The organism is Rhodococcus parequi (assembly GCF_046042785.1).
Classification (GTDB): Bacteria; Actinomycetota; Actinomycetes; order Mycobacteriales; family Mycobacteriaceae; genus Prescottella; species Prescottella parequi.
This window is the reverse complement of the sequence record NZ_JBDLNV010000007.1, coordinates 309,571-326,488: the sequence shown is the minus strand read 5'-3', so window position 1 is coordinate 326,488 and position 16,918 is coordinate 309,571. Positions and strand designations below refer to the sequence as shown.

Below are 16,918 nucleotides of genomic sequence, written 5' to 3'. Positions count from 1 at the left end.
AGGGGTCGGGACCGACAAGCTCGCGCGTTCGGGTGGAGATCCGGTTACGGTGTGGTGTGCCCTACGCCCGTGACGAACGCCACTCCCTGGTCGAGACGATGCGTACCGTCGGCCCCGACGCGCCGACGCTGTGCGGGGACTGGACCGCCCGCGACCTCGCCGCGCATCTCGTGCTGCGCGAGCGCCGCCTCGACGCCGCACCCGGAATCATGGTCTCCGCCCTCGGGGGCTACACCGAGCGCGTCCAGCGCGGGATCGCGGAACGCGAGTGGAACATCCTGCTGGGCGACGTGGCGTCCGGCCCGCCGGTGTGGTCGCCGTTCCACTGGGTCGACGAGCAGGCGAACCTCGCCGAGATGTTCATCCACCACGAGGATGTGCGCCGGGCCCGTGACGGCTGGTCGGTGCGCACCCTGCCCGACGGAATGCAGGACAAGCTGTGGAAGGTCGCGACGGGGATCGGCCGCCGCAGCTACAGGCGGTCACCGGTCGGCGTCGTCCTCGAACGACCCGACGGCCGGCGGGCCACGGTCCGCAAGACCGACACCGGCATCGTGACGTTGCGCGGCGAGCCCGCCGAACTGCTGATGCACGCGTTCGGCCGCGATCAGGCGCGAGTGGAGCTCGTCGGGTCGGCCGAGGATGTGGCGGCTGTCACCGGACTCGATCGCAGTATGTGACTCCCAGGGCCGTCGGGGTGCATGTCAGGGCGGTTCGCGGGTGTGGCGGGTGTTGCGGATGGTCCCGATGGTGCCGGAGCGACTAACCTGACCTCTATGGCAGGTAAGACGAGCGCCCGCGGATCGAGTTCGACAGCATCCACCTCGCGGACCCGCGCGCGCTCGTCGGCTTCCACCGGGGCCGGCTCGAAGGGGTCCGGGCGCGGCACTGCGTCGTCCGGTGCCCGCAAGCCCGCCGCCGGCCGCCGGACGCCGGCGCAGCGCAAGCCCGCGGCCTCGCGAGGCGGTTCGAGCGGCCGTCGACCCGCGCCCAAGAAATCCTCGCGCGGAGGCGGCGCACTCGCGTCGATCGGCAAGGGCATCGGCTCCGGCTGGTCGATGGTCGCCAAGGGCGTCGGCGCCACCACCCGTACCGTCGGGAAGGCCACCGAGATCGAGCACGGCCACCGGCGGGACGGCATCGCGCTGGGCCTGATCGCCGTCAGCGTCGTCATCGCGGGCGGGATGTGGTTCTCGGCGGGCGGACCGGTGGGGGAGTGGATCGAGACCGCGGTCCGCGCGGTCGTCGGTGCGGTGGCCGCGGTCCTGCCCATCCTCGGCATCGGTATCGCGATTCTCCTGATGCGAACCGAGCCCAAGCCCGACATCCGCCCACGGCTGATCCTCGGATCGCTCCTCGTCGGCCTGCCGGCTGTCGGGTTGTGGCACATCGCTGCCGGATCACCCACCACTTCGGGCGGTTGGCCGTCCGCGGCCGGGGTGGTCGGCTACGTCGTGGCCGGCCCGCTCACCAGCGGCGTAACCGCCTGGCTGTCCGCGCCGCTGCTCCTGATGGCGATGTTCTTCGGCGTCCTGCTGCTCACCGGGACCACTGTCCGCGAGGTGCCCGAACGCTTCCGGGCGTACTTCGGCACGTCGTACCACGACGACGAGTACGACCACGCGGACGACCCGGACTTCGACGACGAGTACGAGCCCTACGAGCCGGACGACTACGACCCCGCGGGCTTCGACGCCGACGGGTACCCGGTCGACAACGGCCGCCCCGCGCGCCGCACGCCGCGGCGTCGCCGCAGCACCCCCGAACTGAACTACCCCACCGACGAGGTCCATCCCGAGGCAGCGACCGAGGTGCTCGGGCTGTGGGACCCGGGCGACCCCGTGCCCACCCCGCCCGAACCGGAACCGGTGCCGCCGCCGACGCGGCCGAAGCCGCGCGCCAAGGTGGCCCCCGCGCCGAAGCCGGAGCCCGAGCCCGCGGCGAAGATGGAGACACTGATCCCGGACCGTGTGGTCGAGGGCGACTACGCGCTCCCGCCGCTGTCACTCCTGGTCGAGGGCGATCCGCCCAAGCTGGGCAGCAAGGCCAACGATGCGATGATCGAGGCCATCACCGAGGTCCTGCAGCAGTTCAAGATCGATGCCGCTGTCACCGGCTACACACGCGGGCCGACGGTCACCCGCTACGAGGTGGAACTCGGCCCCGGCGTCAAGGTCGAGAAGATCACCGCGCTCGCCCGGAACATCGCGTACGCGGTCGCGACGGACAACGTGAGGCTGCTCGCGCCGATCCCCGGCAAGTCCGCCGTCGGCATCGAGGTGCCCAACTCGGACCGGGAGATGGTGCGGCTGTCGGACGTCCTCGGGGCGCCGTCCACACGAAAGGACCACCATCCGCTGGTGATCGGTCTCGGCAAGGACATCGAGGGCGACTTCGTGAGCGCGAACCTCGCGAAGATGCCGCACCTGCTCGTCGCCGGCTCCACCGGTTCCGGTAAGTCGAGCTTCGTCAACTCGATGCTGGTCTCGCTGCTCACCCGCGCGACCCCGGACGAGGTCCGGATGATCCTCATCGACCCCAAGATGGTCGAGCTCACGCCGTACGAGGGCATCCCGCATCTGATCACGCCGATCATCACGCAGCCCAAGAAGGCCGCCGCGGCACTCGCGTGGCTGGTCGAGGAGATGGAGCAGCGTTACCAGGACATGCAGGCCAGCCGGGTGCGCCACATCGACGACTTCAACGCCAAGGTCAAGTCCGGGGAGATCACCACTCCGCTCGGCAGCGAGCGTGTGTACAAGCCGTATCCGTACATCCTCGCGATCGTCGACGAGCTCGCCGACCTGATGATGACCGCGCCGCGCGACGTGGAGGAGGCCATCGTCCGCATCACGCAGAAGGCGCGCGCCGCCGGTATCCATCTGGTGCTCGCCACCCAGCGTCCGTCGGTCGACGTCGTCACCGGTCTGATCAAGACCAACGTGCCGTCACGTCTCGCGTTCGCGACGTCGTCGCTGACCGACTCGCGAGTCATCCTCGACCAGCCGGGCGCCGAGAAGCTCATCGGTATGGGTGACGGGCTGTTCCTGCCGATGGGGGCGGGCAAGCCGATCCGCATGCAGGGCGCGTTCATCACCGACGAAGAGATCGCGGGGGTCGTCGACTTCACGAAGAACCAGGCCGAACCGGAGTACACCGAGGGTGTGACCGCGGCCAAGGCGGGGGAGAAGAAGGATGTCGACCCCGACATCGGCGACGATATGGATGTGCTGCTCCAGGCCGTCGAGCTGGTGGTGTCGAGCCAGTTCGGGTCCACCTCGATGTTGCAGCGCAAGCTGCGTGTGGGCTTCGCGAAGGCCGGCCGCCTGATGGACCTCATGGAGACCCGCGGTGTCGTGGGGCCGAGCGAAGGATCGAAGGCGCGCGAGGTCCTGATCAAGCCGGACGAGCTGGAAGGTCTGCTGTGGTCGATCCGGGGCGGCGACCCGGAGTCGGCGCCCGGCGACGATGACTGACCGCTTTGTCGGAATTCAGCGACCGCGGCGCTGCTGTGGTTGAATAGGAAGCACTGTGGAGGGGAGTATCCCCGTTTCTGCGGCAGACTCGTCAACACGATCGGCACCGTTGCCGGTCCGGGTCTGTCGGTCGATCGAATCCGGCACCGCCGGCCGATCGGTGGGAGAGACCTCCGGTGGTGAAACGTACCTACCGGAGGGCAATTAGCTGATGCACGTCTCCCCGCTCGTCTGGATCATCACCTGTCTGGTGATCCTCGGACTGTTCGTCTTCGACTTCTTCGCGCACGTGCGCACCCCGCACGCTCCGACGTTCCGCGAGTCGGCATTCTGGTCGGCGGTCTACATCGGACTGGCGATCGTGTTCGGCCTGATCGTGATGTCGATCTGGGGCACCACGTTCGGTGGCGAATACTTCGCCGGATACGTCACGGAGAAAGCGTTGTCGGTCGACAACCTGTTCGTCTTCGTGATCATCATGTCCACCTTCGCGGTGCCTCGTGAGTACCAGCAGAAGGTGCTGCTCATCGGCATCGTGATGGCGCTGGTCATGCGCGGCATCTTCATCGCGGTCGGTGCCGCCGCGATCAACACCTACAGCTGGGTCTTCTACCTGTTCGGCGCCTTCCTGATCTTCACCGCAGTGAAGCTCGTCAAGGACTCCGGCCACGAGGCCGAGGTGGAGGGGAAGCGCGACAGCCGGATCATCAGGCTCACGAAGCGGTTCCTGCCGACGACCGAGGAGTACGACGGCGACAAGCTCGTCACGAAGATCGACGGCAAGCGCGTCGTGACTCCGCTGCTGCTGGCGCTGGTCGTCATCGGCTTCACCGACGTCCTGTTCGCGCTCGACTCGATCCCCGCGATCTACGGCCTCACGCAGGAGCCGTACCTGGTGTTCACCGCGAACGCGTTCGCGCTCATGGGTCTGCGGCAGCTGTACTTCCTCATCGGCGGACTGCTCGAGCGCCTGGTGTACCTGTCCTACGGTCTGTCGATCATCCTGGCCTTCATCGGCGTCAAGCTGGTTCTGCACGCGCTGCACGAGAACACGCTGCCGTTCATCAACGGCGGCGAGCACATCGCGGTCCCCGAGATCTCCACCGTGATGTCGCTGAGCGTCATCATCGGTGTGCTGGTGGTGACGACGGTGGCGAGCCTGATCAAGACCCGCAACGACAAGTCGGACAACACGCCGGTCCACAGCTAGGCGGAAAACCGGCGGTCGACGCCGACCGGGCCCGAGGCTCGGTCGGCGTCGCCGCTCACTTCACGAAGACGCCGAAAACCGGGATCCATTCCCGGACGACCCGATTCTCCACCAGGCTGCGTTTCGCGAACGGATCCTGGTCGAACAGTGCCTCGACGTCGGCGGCGGTTGGGGCCTCGACCATCATGAGCGCGCCGCCGCCGTCGGCGAACGGTCCCGACGAGTGGACGATGCCCCGGCGGACGAGATCTGCGAGCCACGCGCGGTGGTCCGTGCGATGGTCGTCGCGTTCCGCGGACTTCTCGTGTGCGTATGTGTACTGGACGGCGAACAGCGGCATGTTTCCTCGATCCCGAAGTCCGGTAGTGCTCAGAGCGTGAGCAGCATCCGGGTATTACCCAGCGTATTCGGCTTGACGTAACTCAGGTCCAGGAACTCGGCGACGCCGGTGTCGTAGGAGCGGCACATCTCGGCGTACACCTCGGCGGTGACCGGTGTGCCCTCGATTTCGGCGAAGCCGTGCTTGGCGAAGAAGTTCACCTCGAAGGTGAGGACGAACAGCCGCTCGAGGTCGAGCTCGCGAGCGACTTCGATCAGCTTCGCCACCACGAGATGGCCGGCGCCACGTCCCTTGACCGACGGATCCACCGCGACGGTGCGGACCTCGCCGAGATCGGACCACAGAACGTGCATCGCGCCGCACCCGACGACGGAGCCGGCGTCCTCCACGACCCAGAACTCCTGCACGGCCTCGTACAGCGTCACAAGATTCTTCTCGAGCAGGATCTTTCCGGCGTAAATGTCGATGAGTCGTTTGATTTCCGGTACATCAGAGGTGCGCGCGCGTCGCACCTTCATCCCTTCAGCCTCGTTCGTTCCAGCTGTCGGAGTCCCAGAAGTCATGTGGTGCACAGTAGTCATCCTTCGAACCGATATTGTGAGCAGTGTGCCGCCCCGATCCGTCGCCCCACCTCACGTCCCGTTCGTCTCGGGTGTGCCTGGGCTGACCCTCGGATCGGAGCGGCCATGAGTACCCCGCACCGTGACACGGCCGCCGCGCCGGACGCCCAGCCGGCGGCCGGCGTCGCACCGCACACCCCGGTGCCGCTGCTGAACATTGCGAACATCCTCACGATCCTGCGCATCGTGCTGGTCCCGGTCTTCCTCGTGGCGCTGTTCGTGGACGACGGAGAGTCGACGGGTTGGCGTCTCGCGGCCGCGTCGATCTTCGCGATCGCGGCCGTCACCGATCGGATCGACGGCCAACTGGCCCGCAAGCACGGGTTGGTGACCGACTTCGGGAAGATGGCGGATCCGATCGCGGACAAGGCGCTGATCGGTGCCGCCCTGGTCGGCCTGTCGGTGCTCGGTGACCTGTCGTGGTGGGTGACCGGCATCATCGCGGCACGCGAGCTGGGAATCACCCTGATGCGCTTCGCGGTGCTGCGCCACGGCGTCATCCCGGCCGGGCGCGGCGGCAAACTCAAGACGCTGGTGCAGTCCGTCGCCATCGGCCTGTACCTCGTCCCGCTGCCGGAGGCGTTCGCGCCGGTGAGTGCCACGTTGATGGGGATCGCGGTCGTGCTGACGGTCGTGACGGGACTCGACTACGTGATCCAGGCAGTGCGGCTGCGCGCCGGTGTGCGGCAAGTCGGCGCATGACGGATCCGCTGACGGCGGAGACACCCGCCCGCGAACTGGTCGAAGCGCTGGCTCGTCGGGGTCAGACCCTGGCCACAGCAGAGTCGCTCACCGCGGGTCTGCTCGCGGCGACGGTGGCCGGAGTGCCCGGCGCGAGCGCGGTGCTGCGGGGCGGACTGATCGTCTACGCAACCGATCTCAAGGGCACTCTGGCGGGCGTCGACCCGGGGGTGCTCGCATCGGACGGCCCGGTCGCGCCCACCACGGCTGCGCAGCTGGCGGAGGGGGCACGGGATCGCTGCGCGGCCGACTGGGGTCTCGGACTGACGGGAGTGGCCGGCCCGGATCCACAGGACGGGCACGCGCCCGGGACGGTGTTCCTCGGTGTGAGCGGGCCGGACGGTACCGAGGTCACGGCCCTGCAGCTGGCCGGTGGGCGATGGGAAATACGATTCGGCAGTGTGGGAGTGGCGGTGTCGAGTTTGCTCGATCGCCTGGCGCGATAGGGTTTCGGGAACCAATCGCTCACGTTCGTGCGTTTGTATTCACGAGTGGGGTGTCGGAAGAAGGAGGAGCGAGATGGCGCTGCTTTTGCGTGAGGCAATCGGTGACAGTCTTCGGCGCACACGCGTGTCGCAGAGCCGGACGCTGCGTGAGGTGTCGAACAGTGCGCGCGTCAGTCTCGGCTACCTCTCCGAGGTCGAGCGGGGTCGGAAGGAGGCGTCGAGTGAACTGCTCGCCGCCATCTGCGATGCCCTCGAGGTTCCGCTGTCCGAGGTGCTGGTCGATGTCAGCGAGTCGCTGGCGGTCAAGCCTCCGGAGACCGTCGATGCGGCCACCGGGGCGCAGCAGGTCAGCGGGCGCATCGCACAGGACACCAGGGTCGTGATCCCGGCACCGACTGCGCGCGCTCTGGCGGCCGCCTGAGCCGTGCGCCCGGTGCGCACGAACCGATAGATTCACAGCTAGACGATCGGACGCCGCGAGCCAGGCGGCTCTCGGCAGCCGGTCGAAGGGGTAGAACTCGAGTTCGATGTGCGACGGTCGCGCATCGGGTCGCGCATGGCGCGGCGCACCAGATGGAGGCAGGATCAACCCATGGCTAATCCTTTCGTCAAGGGATGGAAGTACCTGATGGCGCTCTTCAATTCCAAGATTGATGAGAAGGCCGACCCCAAGGTTCAGATTCAGCAGGCGATCGAGGACGCGCAGCGTCAGCATCAGGCACTGTCCCAGCAGGCGGCGTCTGTCATCGGCAACCAGCGCCAGTTGGAGATGAAGCTCAGCCGTCAGCTCGACGAGGTCGAGAAGCTGAATGCGAACGCTCGTCAGGCCGTCACGCTCGCTGATCAGGCCGCCGGCGCCGGCGACAACGAGAAGGCGATCCAGTACACCAACGCCGCCGAGGCGTTCGCGGCGCAGCTCGTCACGGCGGAGCAGTCCGTCGAGGATCTCAAGGTGCTGCACGATCAGGCGCTGCAGGCGGCCGCGCAGGCGAAGAAGGCCGTCGAGCAGAACGCCATGACGCTGCAGTCGAAGGTGGCCGAGCGCACCAAGCTGCTCAGCCAGCTCGAGCAGGCCAAGATGCAGGAGCGTGTCTCGGATTCGCTGCGGTCGATGGATCAGACCCTCTCCGCGCCGGGCAACACCCCCAGCCTCGACGCGGTCCGCGAGAAGATCGAGCAGCGGTACGCCAACGCGCTCGGCGCTGCGGAGCTGGCCCAGAACTCCGTGCAGGGCCGCATGATGGAGGTTCAGCAGGCGAGCGTCCAGATGGCCGGCCACAGCCGTCTCGAGCAGATCCGCGCATCCATGAAGGGCGACGCCCTTCCGTCCGGCGGCGCCACGGCGACTCCGGCGCAGCCCGCGGCCGCCCCCGAGCCTCCGGCGGCGTCCGCCAACGGTGAAACCTCCGCGCAGTAGCAACGCTTCGCGGCGAACACGAAGACGGGTTCGATGAGCAACGCACGAGACGGCCGGTCCGGGAGACGATCCCGGCCGGCCGGCTCTGTATCCGGAGATGCTTCGACGCTTGCCGACAGCGCGGCGTCGGCTGTGGTGAGCGCCCAGAGCGTGCTGCGGGAGGTGGGCGGCAACGTCGCCGACAAGGTCCGGCGGTGGTCGGATCCGCGCGAACGGATGCTGCGCAAGCGGCGTCGGGCCCGCAAACGCGCCACCCGATTCGGTATCGCGTCGGGCGCCGGTGCCGTCGGCACGGCCTCGCTCGCAGTGGCGTCGGCGCCGGACTGGACCGTTGTCGCCACCGGGGGAGTGTCGGCGCTGTTCGTGATTCCCGCGGTGGTCGCGGTGGGAACGTACCGCCGCCTGACCGCCACACCCCTGCCCCCGGCCTCGGTCACCCGCCAACCGCTGCCGCCCCCGGCTTCCGCCGCGCGGGCGCCGATGGAGCGTCTGACAGCGGCCGAGACCAGCCTGAACCAGATCCTCGGCGTACTGGGCCGCTCGGCGGTCGTGGACGTCGACGAGCTCGATCACACAGGCGAGACCGCGAGAGCGGCGTCCGCGGCGTTGCGCGCGGTCGCGTCCGACGTCGTCGCGATGGAGGAGGCGGGGCGGGGCACCGCCGCGGCCGCCCCGCATCTCGACCGGGCGGTCCGCAGCGCCGAGCAGCAACTCGACGTCGGCGTCGCCCAATACGAGGGGCTCGTCACCGCGGCCGCGCGGATGACGGCGCCCGTGCAGTCGTCCTCGTACTCGCTGCTCGACCAGCAGCGTGAGGAACTGCTGTCCGCGTCGGATCGACTCGAGGGCTGGGCCGACGCACTCGGCGAGGTCGACGAGATCGAGCGCCGCTTCCGGCGCTGACGCTCGGCTGGGTCAGTCGTCGACGCCGCGCGCGGCGAGCGCATCGCCCATCGCCTCAGCGGTCATCAGCGCCGACACGACGGCGGGAACGGCCAGCGCGCGTAGCGAGAATCCGAGTCCGCGTGCCTTCCGGGCGTCGGAGACCTGCTGCACGATTCCGGTGAGCAGCGGAATACAGCGCAGCGTCATCGCGAGGACCAGCCCGGCACGCTCCGGATTCACCCCGACACGGCGCAGCGGGCGCAGGGCTCGGCTGACGGTGTCGAGCATGTCGGTCACCCGGGTCGTGAGCGTGACCAGTGCGGCCAGTGCCACGGCGAGCACGATGGTGCCGCACACCACGGTCGCGCGCGCCCAGCCGGTGAAGATCACCTGGAAGGCGCCGATGAAGATCAGCGCCCACAGCAGCGGGCGGAGTTGAGCCAGCGCCACCCGCACACGGATGCGCGCGACGGCGTAGAGCGCCGCGACGACGGCGATGGCGGGCACCAGTTGCCACGGCTGCCGCACGAGAACCGTGACGGCGGTGATCGCCAGCACCATCGCGACCAGCTTGACGCCAGGCGACAGTCGGTGCAGGAGCGACGATCCGGGGGTGTACAGGCCGAGCGTGGTCATCCGATCAGCCGATCAGCCCGCGATAGTGGGCGATCGCCTCCGCGGGTGCGCCGTCGGCGGCGACCCGGCCGCCGTCGATCACGATCACCCGGTCGAAGTCGTCGAGGAGATCGAGATGGTGCGTGACGACGACGAGTTGCTGCGGCAACGCCGCGAGGGTCGATCGCATCAGCCGTGCATTGCGCAGGTCCAGCAGGGTCGTCGGCTCGTCGGCGACCAGCACGTCGGGTTCGGTCACCATCACCGCGGCGAGGGCCAGCAGCTGCTTCTGGCCGCCGGAGAGCAAGTGCGTGGGATGGTCCGCGTGGCCGTCGAGCCCGAAGTCGGTGAGGACCTGCGTGACCCGGTCGGTGCGCTCGGCCTTGCTCAGCGCACTGCGGCGCAGCGAGAACGCGATGTCCTCCGACACGGTCGGCATGACGATCTGGTGGTCGGGGTCGGTGAACACGAACCCGACCTTCTTGCGCACCTGACGGCCCTTCCGGGCGGCGTCGAGACCGTCCACCGACACCGTCCCGGACGTCGGTGTCACGAGCCCGTTGATCATCCTGGCCAACGTCGACTTGCCGCTGCCGTTCGCGCCGACGACACCGATCCGGCGCTCGGTGAGGGTGAGGTCGATACCGGCGAGAACCGTGCGCTCACCGTAGGAGTGGTGGACAGCCTCGAACCGGATCTCACTCATGACGCAGGTACGGCCCTATACGGCGTCGACTCGTACCGGGGCCGTGGGCAGGCTCCGGGCGGCGAGGGCCGGGTACGCGCGGTGGACCTGTGCGGCCACGACTGCGGCGACGACCGCCTTGATCACGTCACCGGGCAGGTACGTCAGATTGGCGGCGAAGGCGGCCGACACCGTCAGATCCGTCTTCAGAAGCATGCCGGGGATACCGAACGCGTAGAGGACCACGATGCCGCCGAGGAGGTTGATCGCGACGCCGCCGAAGACGTTGTACCTGGGCAGCATCCGGTAACTCAGCCAGCCGATCACGGCGGCCGCGGGCAGCCACCCGATGAGGAAGCCCGCGGTGGGGCTCGACAGCGACACGAGCGACGTGCGGCCGCCGGCGAGCACGGGCAGGGCCAGGCCGAGGACGATCACGGTGAGCACGGCCAAGGTGCCCTTGCGGGGGCCGAGCAGTGCGCCGGCGAGCATGACTCCGAGGGTCTGCAGCGTGATCGGCACGGCCGAACCGCCGACGTTGATCGTTCCGGGCAGGCCCAGAGCGATGATCAGCGCGGCGAAGACGGCGATCTGCGCGAGATCGCGAGCGGTGTTCCGGGGAGTGCCCGTGGTGGAAGTCGACGACACGGCTACCTAGTGCTCCTCGTGGTGTGCGCGAACGGGACGGATCGAGTCCAACCCGGCGAGCTTATGTCAAGGGGGGCGTCGAGACGCATTCCCTCCCGCTCGGTGGTCTCAGGGTCTTCCCCCATCTTTCCCCGATCTTGGCGTTGAGCTGCTGCTTTCCGACGTGCACCGTGACAGCATCTAGGTGCGGCGGTCGGAGGATCGCCCGTGAGGAACCAAGCGGGAGGCACATCGTGTTCTGGAAGATCGTCGGCGCCGTGGCAGTGGTGTGGATCGCGTTCGCGCTGATCGGAGCCCTGGTCAAGGGGCTGTTCGGGATCCTCGTGGTGAGCGCGATCGTCTTCGGGCTCTACATGTTGTTCAAGGCGATGGCGGGGTCGTCCGAGCGTTCCGACAACTCCCGGCTCTAGCCGCCGGCGAGGTGCTGTTCGACCAGGTCGGCGAACGCGCGGCCCGGCGGCGTCACGAGGGTCGGTTTGCTGATCATGTGCACCGTCCGGATCGGAGCGTCGGCGATGCGGAGTGTGTGGAGACCCGGTCGGGCGACCGCGTCGGACTCGGGGAGGAAGCCGACGCCGACGCCGGCCTCGGTGAGGGCGGCGACGAGCGTTGCCGACCCGGCCTGGGCGACGACGCGGCGCGGGAGACCGGCCATGGCGAACGCATCGTCGCTCTGCCGCCGGGCTCCGGTGCCCCCCGGGAAGTCGACGGTCGGCACGCCCGCCAGGTCGAGGAGGGTGACGGTGGTGCGCGCCGCCCAGGGGTGATCGCGTGCGACGACGGCGACCAGTTGTTCGGTGCCGAGCACGCGGGCGGTGAGGCCGGCGCGCGGCCGGGTGTGCCACAGGCCGATGAACCCGAGGTCGAGTTCACCGGCCTCGACCTGCGCGACGATCGATTCGCTCATCGACGACACGACGTGGACCTCGACCCCGGGATGAGCGTCGAGGAAGGCGCGGAGGTGTGCGGCCAGGTCGATCTGGGTGAGCGTCGTGATGGTGCCGATCCGCAGGGTGCCGGTCACCGCCTCCGCGGTTGCGGCGACGTCGCCGCGTAACCGTTCGGTGGCGGCGAGCACCTCGCGCGCCCGCAGGACGAATGCCTCGCCGGCGTCGGTCAGTTCCACTCGTCGGCTCGTGCGCGTGAACAGCCTGGTGCCGAGTTCGGCCTCGAGTTGCTGCACCTGATGGCTGAGAGCCGACTGGGCCACGTGCAGGCGGGACGAGGCGCGGGTGAAGTGGCGTTCCTCCGCCACCGCGATCGCGTAGCGCAGTTGTCGCAATTCCATCCGACCCCCACCAATCTTTCCGAACGATCGATTCGATCTGATTCAGATGTTAGACAGATGATTACCCGGGGTAAAGAATTGTTCCGGTGAGCGTCACCGAAACTCGAACCACCCGCCCCGCACTGTCGCCGGCGCTGCTGCTCGTCATGGCCGTCGCGTGCGGCCTGTGCGTCGGTGGCAACTACTTCAACCAACCCCTGCTCGATTCGATCGCGAGCGCTCTCGGCGTCGAGCAGTCGACCGCCGCCGTGACGGTCACGCTGTCGCAGGTGTTCTACGGCCTCGGCCTTCTCTTCCTCGTTCCCCTGGGCGACCTGATCGACCGCCGGTCTCTCAGTGTCGGGTTGATGGTCCTTGCCGCCGTCGGCCAGGCGGTGTGCGGGTTCGCGCCGTCGATCGGGTGGCTGATGGTCGGGACCGCGGTGGCGGGGCTGTTCTCGGTGGCGGCGCAGGTGCTGGTGCCGTTCGCGGCGGCGCTCGCCGAACCCGGCCGTGCCGCGACCGCGGTCGGCACCGTCATGAGCGGCCTCATGGTCGGAATTCTGTTGGCCCGCAGCGTCGCAGGCCTGCTCACCCCGCTCGGCGGTTGGCAGACGGTGTACCGAGTCAGCGCGGTCGCGATGATCCTGATCGCCGTCGCGCTGTGGCGCGCGTTGCCGACGTCCCGCGACGACCACGGGCTGGGGTACGGCGCGATCCTCGCGTCGATGGGTACCTTGCTGCGGCAGCATCCGCGGCTGCGTACCGCCACCGCGATGAGCGCGCTCAGCTTCGCCGCCGCGAGCACGGTCTTTGCCGCGATGGCCTTCGTGCTCGCCGCCGAACCGTTCGGCCTCGACGACGTCGCGATCGGCTTCGTCGGACTCGCCGGCGTGGCGGGTGCGGTCATGGCGAACGTCGCCGGGCGGCTCGCCGACCGCGGCTTCGCGCAGGCCACGGCGGGCGTCGGTGCGGCGGTGCTGGTCGCGTCGTGGGCGCTGTTCGGGCTCGGCGCGAGCAGCCTGATCGCGTTCGTGCTTGCCGTGCTGATCTCCGATGTCGCCCTCAAGTGCGTGCACGTGAGCAATCAGGGCGTCATCTACGCCCTTGCGCCGCAGGCGCGTTCCCGCGTCACGGCGGTGTACATGACCGGATACTTCGTCGGCGGCGCGGCCGGATCGGCACTCGGCTCGCTGCTGTGGGCCACCCACGGCTGGGCCGGCGTGTGCTGGGCGGGCGTCGGGCTGTCCGTCGCGGTCCTGATGGTGTGGTGGGTCGATCTGCGGATTTCGGCGCGCACGAGCGCCCCGGCCGGGGCATGCTGACCTCATGGAGCCGATTCCCGAGGACTGGCAGCGTGGGTTGGTGATCGTCGCCCACCCCGACGACATCGAGTACGGCGCCGCGGCGGCGGTGGCGCGGTGGACCGACCAGGGCAAGGACATCCGGTACGTCCTGGTGACGAGCGGTGAGGCCGGGATCGCGGGCCTGAACCCGCAGCAGTGCGGGCCGCTGCGCGAGGACGAGGAGCGAGCGTCGGCCGCGGTGGTGGGCGTGACCGAGGTCGAGTTCCTCGGCTATCCCGACGGCAGGATCGAGTACGGCCCGCAGCTGCGCATGGACCTCGCGCGGGTGATCCGGCGGCATCGGCCCGAGATGGTCGTCACGGCGAACTTCCGCGAGACGTGGGGTCCCGGCTTCCTCAACAGCGCCGACCACCGAGCCGTCGGCCTCGCGGTGCTCGACGCCGTCGCCGACGCTGCCAACGAGTGGATCTTCCCGGAGCTCGTGGAACCGCCGTGGACGGGTGCGCGCTGGGCCGCCGTCAACGCGATGGTCGGGATCACCCATGCGGTGGACGTCACCGCCAACGTCGAGCAGGCGGTGCGGTCGCTGTGCGAGCACCGCGCGTACCTCGCGGCGCTCAGCGGCGAGCCCGTCCTGGAGCAGGCGGCCCGGCAGATCGAGATGGCCACGGGAGCCAAGGCGGGCTTCGACGCCGAGCGCGCGGTCGGATTCGAGTTGTACGTCTTCGGGGGCTGACGCCTAGTTCAGCGGCGCTCCGGCGATCACCCGTCCGGCACCCGGCACTGCCTCGATGTCGATCGGCAGGCGGCCGACGAACTCGCCGTCGGCGTACGAGGTGACAGGGGTGCCGGTTTCGAGTCGCAGCTTCCGGGTGCGGTACGTCTCGACCTCGTCGAGGTCGACGTGGGTGCCCTTGTAGACCGTCGGGAACAGGCGGACCAGCCTGAACCGCCCACCCGACTTGACGACCGTGACGTCGAGCAGTCCGTCGTCGAGCTTCGCGTGCGGGGTGATGAGCATGCCGCCGCCGTACGACGTCCCGTTCCCGACGGACACCATCGTCGCGTCGAGTTCGATCGTGCGGTCGTCGAGGACGATCCGGTACGGGATCGGCTTCAGCTGCGCCAGTTCGACGATCATCGCGAGGTTGTACCGCATCGGGCCCTTGGGCCACCGCATCTGATTGGCGCGGTCGGTGACGAGCGCGTCGAACCCGCTCGACAGCACGGTGCCGAACCAGCGTTCGCCGGCCCGGGCGAGGTCGACGGCGGCGACCTCGCCGGACGCGATGATGTCCGCGGCCTTCACCGGATCGTCGACCGGGATGTGGAAGAGCCGGGCATGGTCGTTGCCGGTGCCGCCGGGGATGATCCCGAGCGGGGTTCCGGTCTGCGCCAGCGCCTGCCACGCGATGTTGACCAGCCCGTCGCCGCCGGCCGCGACGAGCGCGTCGGTGCCCTCGGCGACGGCCTTGCGCGCCAGTCCGAGGGCCTCCTCCACGGAGCTGCCCTCGATCTCGGTGACGGTGACACCGCGCTCGCGTAGTCGCGTGACCGCCGCCGCGGACGCCCACGGGGCGTGGCCGCTACCGGCGGCGGGGTTGGTCAGGACGGTGACCGATCGCGTCATGGGATCAGCTTGCCAGGGTTGAGGATTCCCGCGGGGTCGATTGCATCCTTGACCGCCCGGAGGATCCGGCCGCCGAGCTCGCCGACCTCGCTGCCCATCCACGGACGGTGGTCGACGCCGACGGCGTGGTGGTGGGTGATGGTGCCGCCGGCGGCGACGATCGCGTCGCCCGCCGCGCGCTTCGCAGCGGCCCACTGAGTCAGCGGATCGGCGGCCTGGCCACAGACCACCGTGAAGTACAGGGATGCGCCGGTCGGGTAGGTGTGCGAGATATGGCACATCACGATTCCCGGGGTGCCCTGCGCGGCAAGTGATTCCGTCAGGGCGGTCGTGACCGCCGAACGCAGGTTCGTGAGATTGGACCAGCGCGTGGCGGTTTCGAGGGTCTCGGCGATCGCCCCGGCATTGAGCAGTGCGTCGCGCAGGTACGGGGCGTTGAAGCGGCCGTGCTCCCACGCCTGTGCCGGCGCCTCCCCGAGGGCGGTTCCGCCGGCGGCGGCCAGCAGTGCCGTGGCCTCGGCGTAGCGGGCGTCGACGTGCGCGTCGGTTCCTTCGAACGTCGTGATCGCGAGGCAGCCCGACGTCGGGCTGTCGCCGCCGACGTCGCCGGACAGGGCCAGATTGATCCCGGTCTCGGCCTCGTCGGACAGGCGCATCACGGTCGGCGCGGAACCCGACTGCGCGACGGCCCGCAGCGCGGCCGCGCCGGTCTCGAAGTCGGGGAACGACCACGCCTGGTAGGCGGTGCGTTCCGGGACCGGATGCACTCGCAGGCCCACCTCGGTGATGATGCCGAGCGTGCCCTCCGAGCCGACGAACAGCTCGCGCAGGTCGGGGCCGGCCGCGGAGGCGGGCCCGCGGCCCAGGTCGACGGTTCCCGACGGTGTCGCGACCCGCATCCACTCGACCATGTCGTCGAAGCGGCCGTAGCCGGCGGACGCCTGCCCCGACGATCGGGTGGCGGCAAACCCGCCGATGGTCGCGAACTGGAAGCTCTGCGGGAAGTGGCCGAGCGAGAAGCCGTGCTCGCCGAGCAGCTGCTCGGCCTGCGGGCCCGTCACGCCGGCCTGCAAGGTGGCCACCCCGGAGACGGGATCGAGATCGACGAGGGCATCGAGGCGGCGCAGGTCGAGTGCGACGACGGACCCGAAGCGCCCACGGACCGGATCCACGCCCCCGACGACGCTGGTGCCGCCACCGAACGGCACCACGGCGATGCCCTCGGCCGCACAGAAGCGCAGCAGTGCGAGCACCTCGTCGTGCGTGCCGGGCAGCAGCACCGCGTCGGGCGCGTCCTGCGCGCCGGTGGACTTGCGGCGCAACAGGTCCGGGGTGCTCTTGCCACCGGCGTGCCGCAGACGGGTGGGTCCGTCGGTGCGGACGTTGTCGACGCCGAGGAGATCCTCGAGGGCGTGGACGAGAGGGGCGCCGAGTGCGCTGTCGCGCACGATCGCGTCGGCCTCCTCCGGCGGTGGGGCCTGCTCGGCCGGCACACCGAGCGCCTGCTGGAGGAGCGCGATGACCTGCGGCGAGAGGTGGCGGCGGAATTCTGCGACACCCCAGGCGTCCCACTCCATGTCGGGGGCGGGAGTGGTGGGGAACTCGGGGACGAAGGCGTCGGACATGCGTTA

Annotated in this window: 19 protein-coding genes; 11 read left to right on the top strand and 8 right to left on the bottom strand. The window is 69.3% G+C overall.

Annotation, left to right across the window (positions count from 1 at the left end; translation table 11 throughout):
- Positions 1 to 56 precede the first annotated feature (56 nt).
- The 3 genes from ABEU20_RS20655 to ABEU20_RS20645 all read left to right on the top strand — a co-directional run bounded on the left by ABEU20_RS20655 (position 57) and on the right by ABEU20_RS20645 (position 4,686).
- Positions 57 to 680 carry a TIGR03085 family metal-binding protein gene (locus ABEU20_RS20655; RefSeq protein ID WP_420166232.1) on the top strand — a complete coding sequence of 208 codons (624 nt, stop codon included), beginning with the start codon at positions 57 to 59 and terminating at the stop codon, positions 678 to 680.
- Positions 681 to 776: 96 nt separating this feature from the next.
- Positions 777 to 3,476: an FtsK/SpoIIIE family DNA translocase gene (locus ABEU20_RS20650; RefSeq protein WP_420166231.1), complete on the top strand. Its 2,700-nt coding sequence runs from the start codon at positions 777 to 779 to the stop codon at positions 3,474 to 3,476.
- 211 nt (positions 3,477 to 3,687) lie between these two features.
- On the top strand, positions 3,688 to 4,686 hold the full coding sequence (locus tag ABEU20_RS20645) for a TerC family protein (protein ID WP_420166230.1): 999 nt from the start codon (positions 3,688 to 3,690) through the stop codon (positions 4,684 to 4,686).
- Between the two features lie 55 nt (positions 4,687 to 4,741).
- Here the strand turns inward: ABEU20_RS20645 and ABEU20_RS20640 are convergent, their stop codons facing one another.
- Positions 4,742 to 5,026, bottom strand: coding sequence for a YciI family protein (locus ABEU20_RS20640; protein WP_420166229.1), 285 nt, complete (start codon positions 5,024 to 5,026; stop codon positions 4,742 to 4,744).
- Positions 5,027 to 5,055: 29 nt separating this feature from the next.
- Positions 5,056 to 5,544 (bottom strand): amino-acid N-acetyltransferase, encoded by a 489-nt coding sequence (locus ABEU20_RS20635; protein WP_420166228.1) that lies wholly within the window; start codon positions 5,542 to 5,544, stop codon positions 5,056 to 5,058.
- Positions 5,545 to 5,712: 168 nt separating this feature from the next.
- Between ABEU20_RS20635 and pgsA the strand changes: the two genes are divergently transcribed.
- The 5 genes from pgsA (at position 5,713) to pspM (ending at position 9,153) form a co-directional block, all read left to right on the top strand.
- On the top strand, positions 5,713 to 6,348 hold the full coding sequence (gene pgsA, locus ABEU20_RS20630; protein ID WP_420166227.1) for a CDP-diacylglycerol--glycerol-3-phosphate 3-phosphatidyltransferase: 636 nt from the start codon (positions 5,713 to 5,715) through the stop codon (positions 6,346 to 6,348).
- Entirely contained in the window at positions 6,345 to 6,833 is a 489-nt protein-coding gene (locus tag ABEU20_RS20625) for a CinA family protein (protein ID WP_420166226.1), read from the top strand. Before pgsA ends, ABEU20_RS20625 begins: the two co-directional genes overlap by 4 nt.
- 73 nt (positions 6,834 to 6,906) lie before the next feature.
- Positions 6,907 to 7,254, top strand: coding sequence for a helix-turn-helix domain-containing protein (locus ABEU20_RS20620; protein WP_420166225.1), 348 nt, complete (start codon positions 6,907 to 6,909; stop codon positions 7,252 to 7,254).
- A gap of 171 nt (positions 7,255 to 7,425) precedes the next feature.
- Positions 7,426 to 8,250, top strand: coding sequence for a phage shock protein PspA (gene pspA, locus ABEU20_RS20615; protein ID WP_420166224.1), 825 nt, complete (start codon positions 7,426 to 7,428; stop codon positions 8,248 to 8,250).
- 132 nt (positions 8,251 to 8,382) lie between these two features.
- Complete coding sequence (pspM, locus tag ABEU20_RS20610; RefSeq protein ID WP_420166283.1) at positions 8,383 to 9,153, top strand: phage shock envelope stress response protein PspM; 771 nt, start codon at positions 8,383 to 8,385, stop codon at positions 9,151 to 9,153.
- A 12-nt stretch (positions 9,154 to 9,165) separates the two neighbouring features.
- Here pspM and ABEU20_RS20605 read toward each other — a convergent pair whose 3' ends face one another.
- Genes ABEU20_RS20605 through ABEU20_RS20595 form a run of 3 tightly spaced genes read right to left on the bottom strand, consistent with a single transcriptional unit; the run spans position 9,166 to position 11,083 of the window.
- Positions 9,166 to 9,771: an energy-coupling factor transporter transmembrane component T family protein gene (locus ABEU20_RS20605; protein WP_420166223.1), complete on the bottom strand. Its 606-nt coding sequence runs from the start codon at positions 9,769 to 9,771 to the stop codon at positions 9,166 to 9,168.
- Positions 9,772 to 9,775: 4 nt separating this feature from the next.
- Positions 9,776 to 10,456 carry an energy-coupling factor ABC transporter ATP-binding protein gene (locus tag ABEU20_RS20600; RefSeq protein WP_420166222.1) on the bottom strand — a complete coding sequence of 227 codons (681 nt, stop codon included), beginning with the start codon at positions 10,454 to 10,456 and terminating at the stop codon, positions 9,776 to 9,778.
- 15 nt (positions 10,457 to 10,471) lie between these two features.
- Complete coding sequence (locus ABEU20_RS20595; RefSeq protein ID WP_005513735.1) at positions 10,472 to 11,083, bottom strand: biotin transporter BioY; 612 nt, start codon at positions 11,081 to 11,083, stop codon at positions 10,472 to 10,474.
- Between the two features lie 233 nt (positions 11,084 to 11,316).
- Between ABEU20_RS20595 and ABEU20_RS20590 the strand changes: the two genes are divergently transcribed.
- Positions 11,317 to 11,493, top strand: coding sequence for a hypothetical protein (locus ABEU20_RS20590; protein WP_420166221.1), 177 nt, complete (start codon positions 11,317 to 11,319; stop codon positions 11,491 to 11,493).
- Here ABEU20_RS20590 and ABEU20_RS20585 read toward each other — a convergent pair.
- A complete protein-coding gene (locus ABEU20_RS20585) occupies positions 11,490 to 12,371 on the bottom strand; it encodes a LysR family transcriptional regulator (protein ID WP_420166220.1) in 882 nt (293 codons plus the stop codon). The two genes, ABEU20_RS20590 and ABEU20_RS20585, sit on opposite strands and share 4 nt — an antisense overlap.
- An 86-nt stretch (positions 12,372 to 12,457) precedes the next feature.
- Between ABEU20_RS20585 and ABEU20_RS20580 the strand changes: the two genes are divergently transcribed.
- Entirely contained in the window at positions 12,458 to 13,675 is a 1,218-nt protein-coding gene (locus ABEU20_RS20580) for an MFS transporter (protein WP_420166219.1), read from the top strand.
- 4 nt (positions 13,676 to 13,679) lie between these two features.
- Complete coding sequence (locus ABEU20_RS20575) at positions 13,680 to 14,393, top strand: PIG-L deacetylase family protein (protein ID WP_420166218.1); 714 nt, start codon at positions 13,680 to 13,682, stop codon at positions 14,391 to 14,393.
- 3 nt (positions 14,394 to 14,396) lie between these two features.
- On the opposite strand, the gene ABEU20_RS20570 is transcribed toward ABEU20_RS20575, so the two are convergent.
- Positions 14,397 to 15,287 carry a diacylglycerol kinase gene (locus ABEU20_RS20570; RefSeq protein ID WP_420166217.1) on the bottom strand — a complete coding sequence of 297 codons (891 nt, stop codon included), beginning with the start codon at positions 15,285 to 15,287 and terminating at the stop codon, positions 14,397 to 14,399.
- Positions 15,284 to 16,912, bottom strand: a complete 1,629-nt coding sequence (locus ABEU20_RS20565; RefSeq protein ID WP_420166216.1) for an FAD-binding oxidoreductase — start codon at positions 16,910 to 16,912, stop codon at positions 15,284 to 15,286. Before ABEU20_RS20565 ends, ABEU20_RS20570 begins: the two co-directional genes overlap by 4 nt.
- Positions 16,913 to 16,918 lie beyond the last annotated feature (6 nt).

Coding starts and splice junctions, on each gene's coding strand:
- ABEU20_RS20650 (WP_420166231.1), top strand. CDS start 777: ATGGCAGGTAAGACGAGCGCCCGCGGATCGAGTTCGACAGCATCCACC.
- ABEU20_RS20645 (WP_420166230.1), top strand. CDS start 3,688: ATGCACGTCTCCCCGCTCGTCTGGATCATCACCTGTCTGGTGATCCTC.
- ABEU20_RS20640 (WP_420166229.1), bottom strand. CDS start 5,026: ATGCCGCTGTTCGCCGTCCAGTACACATACGCACACGAGAAGTCCGCG.
- ABEU20_RS20635 (WP_420166228.1), bottom strand. CDS start 5,544: ATGAAGGTGCGACGCGCGCGCACCTCTGATGTACCGGAAATCAAACGA.
- pgsA (WP_420166227.1), top strand. CDS start 5,713: ATGAGTACCCCGCACCGTGACACGGCCGCCGCGCCGGACGCCCAGCCG.
- ABEU20_RS20625 (WP_420166226.1), top strand. CDS start 6,345: ATGACGGATCCGCTGACGGCGGAGACACCCGCCCGCGAACTGGTCGAA.
- ABEU20_RS20620 (WP_420166225.1), top strand. CDS start 6,907: ATGGCGCTGCTTTTGCGTGAGGCAATCGGTGACAGTCTTCGGCGCACA.
- pspA (WP_420166224.1), top strand. CDS start 7,426: ATGGCTAATCCTTTCGTCAAGGGATGGAAGTACCTGATGGCGCTCTTC.
- ABEU20_RS20605 (WP_420166223.1), bottom strand. CDS start 9,771: ATGACCACGCTCGGCCTGTACACCCCCGGATCGTCGCTCCTGCACCGA.
- ABEU20_RS20600 (WP_420166222.1), bottom strand. CDS start 10,456: ATGAGTGAGATCCGGTTCGAGGCTGTCCACCACTCCTACGGTGAGCGC.
- ABEU20_RS20585 (WP_420166220.1), bottom strand. CDS start 12,371: ATGGAATTGCGACAACTGCGCTACGCGATCGCGGTGGCGGAGGAACGC.
- ABEU20_RS20575 (WP_420166218.1), top strand. CDS start 13,680: ATGGAGCCGATTCCCGAGGACTGGCAGCGTGGGTTGGTGATCGTCGCC.
- ABEU20_RS20570 (WP_420166217.1), bottom strand. CDS start 15,287: ATGACGCGATCGGTCACCGTCCTGACCAACCCCGCCGCCGGTAGCGGC.
- ABEU20_RS20565 (WP_420166216.1), bottom strand. CDS start 16,912: ATGTCCGACGCCTTCGTCCCCGAGTTCCCCACCACTCCCGCCCCCGAC.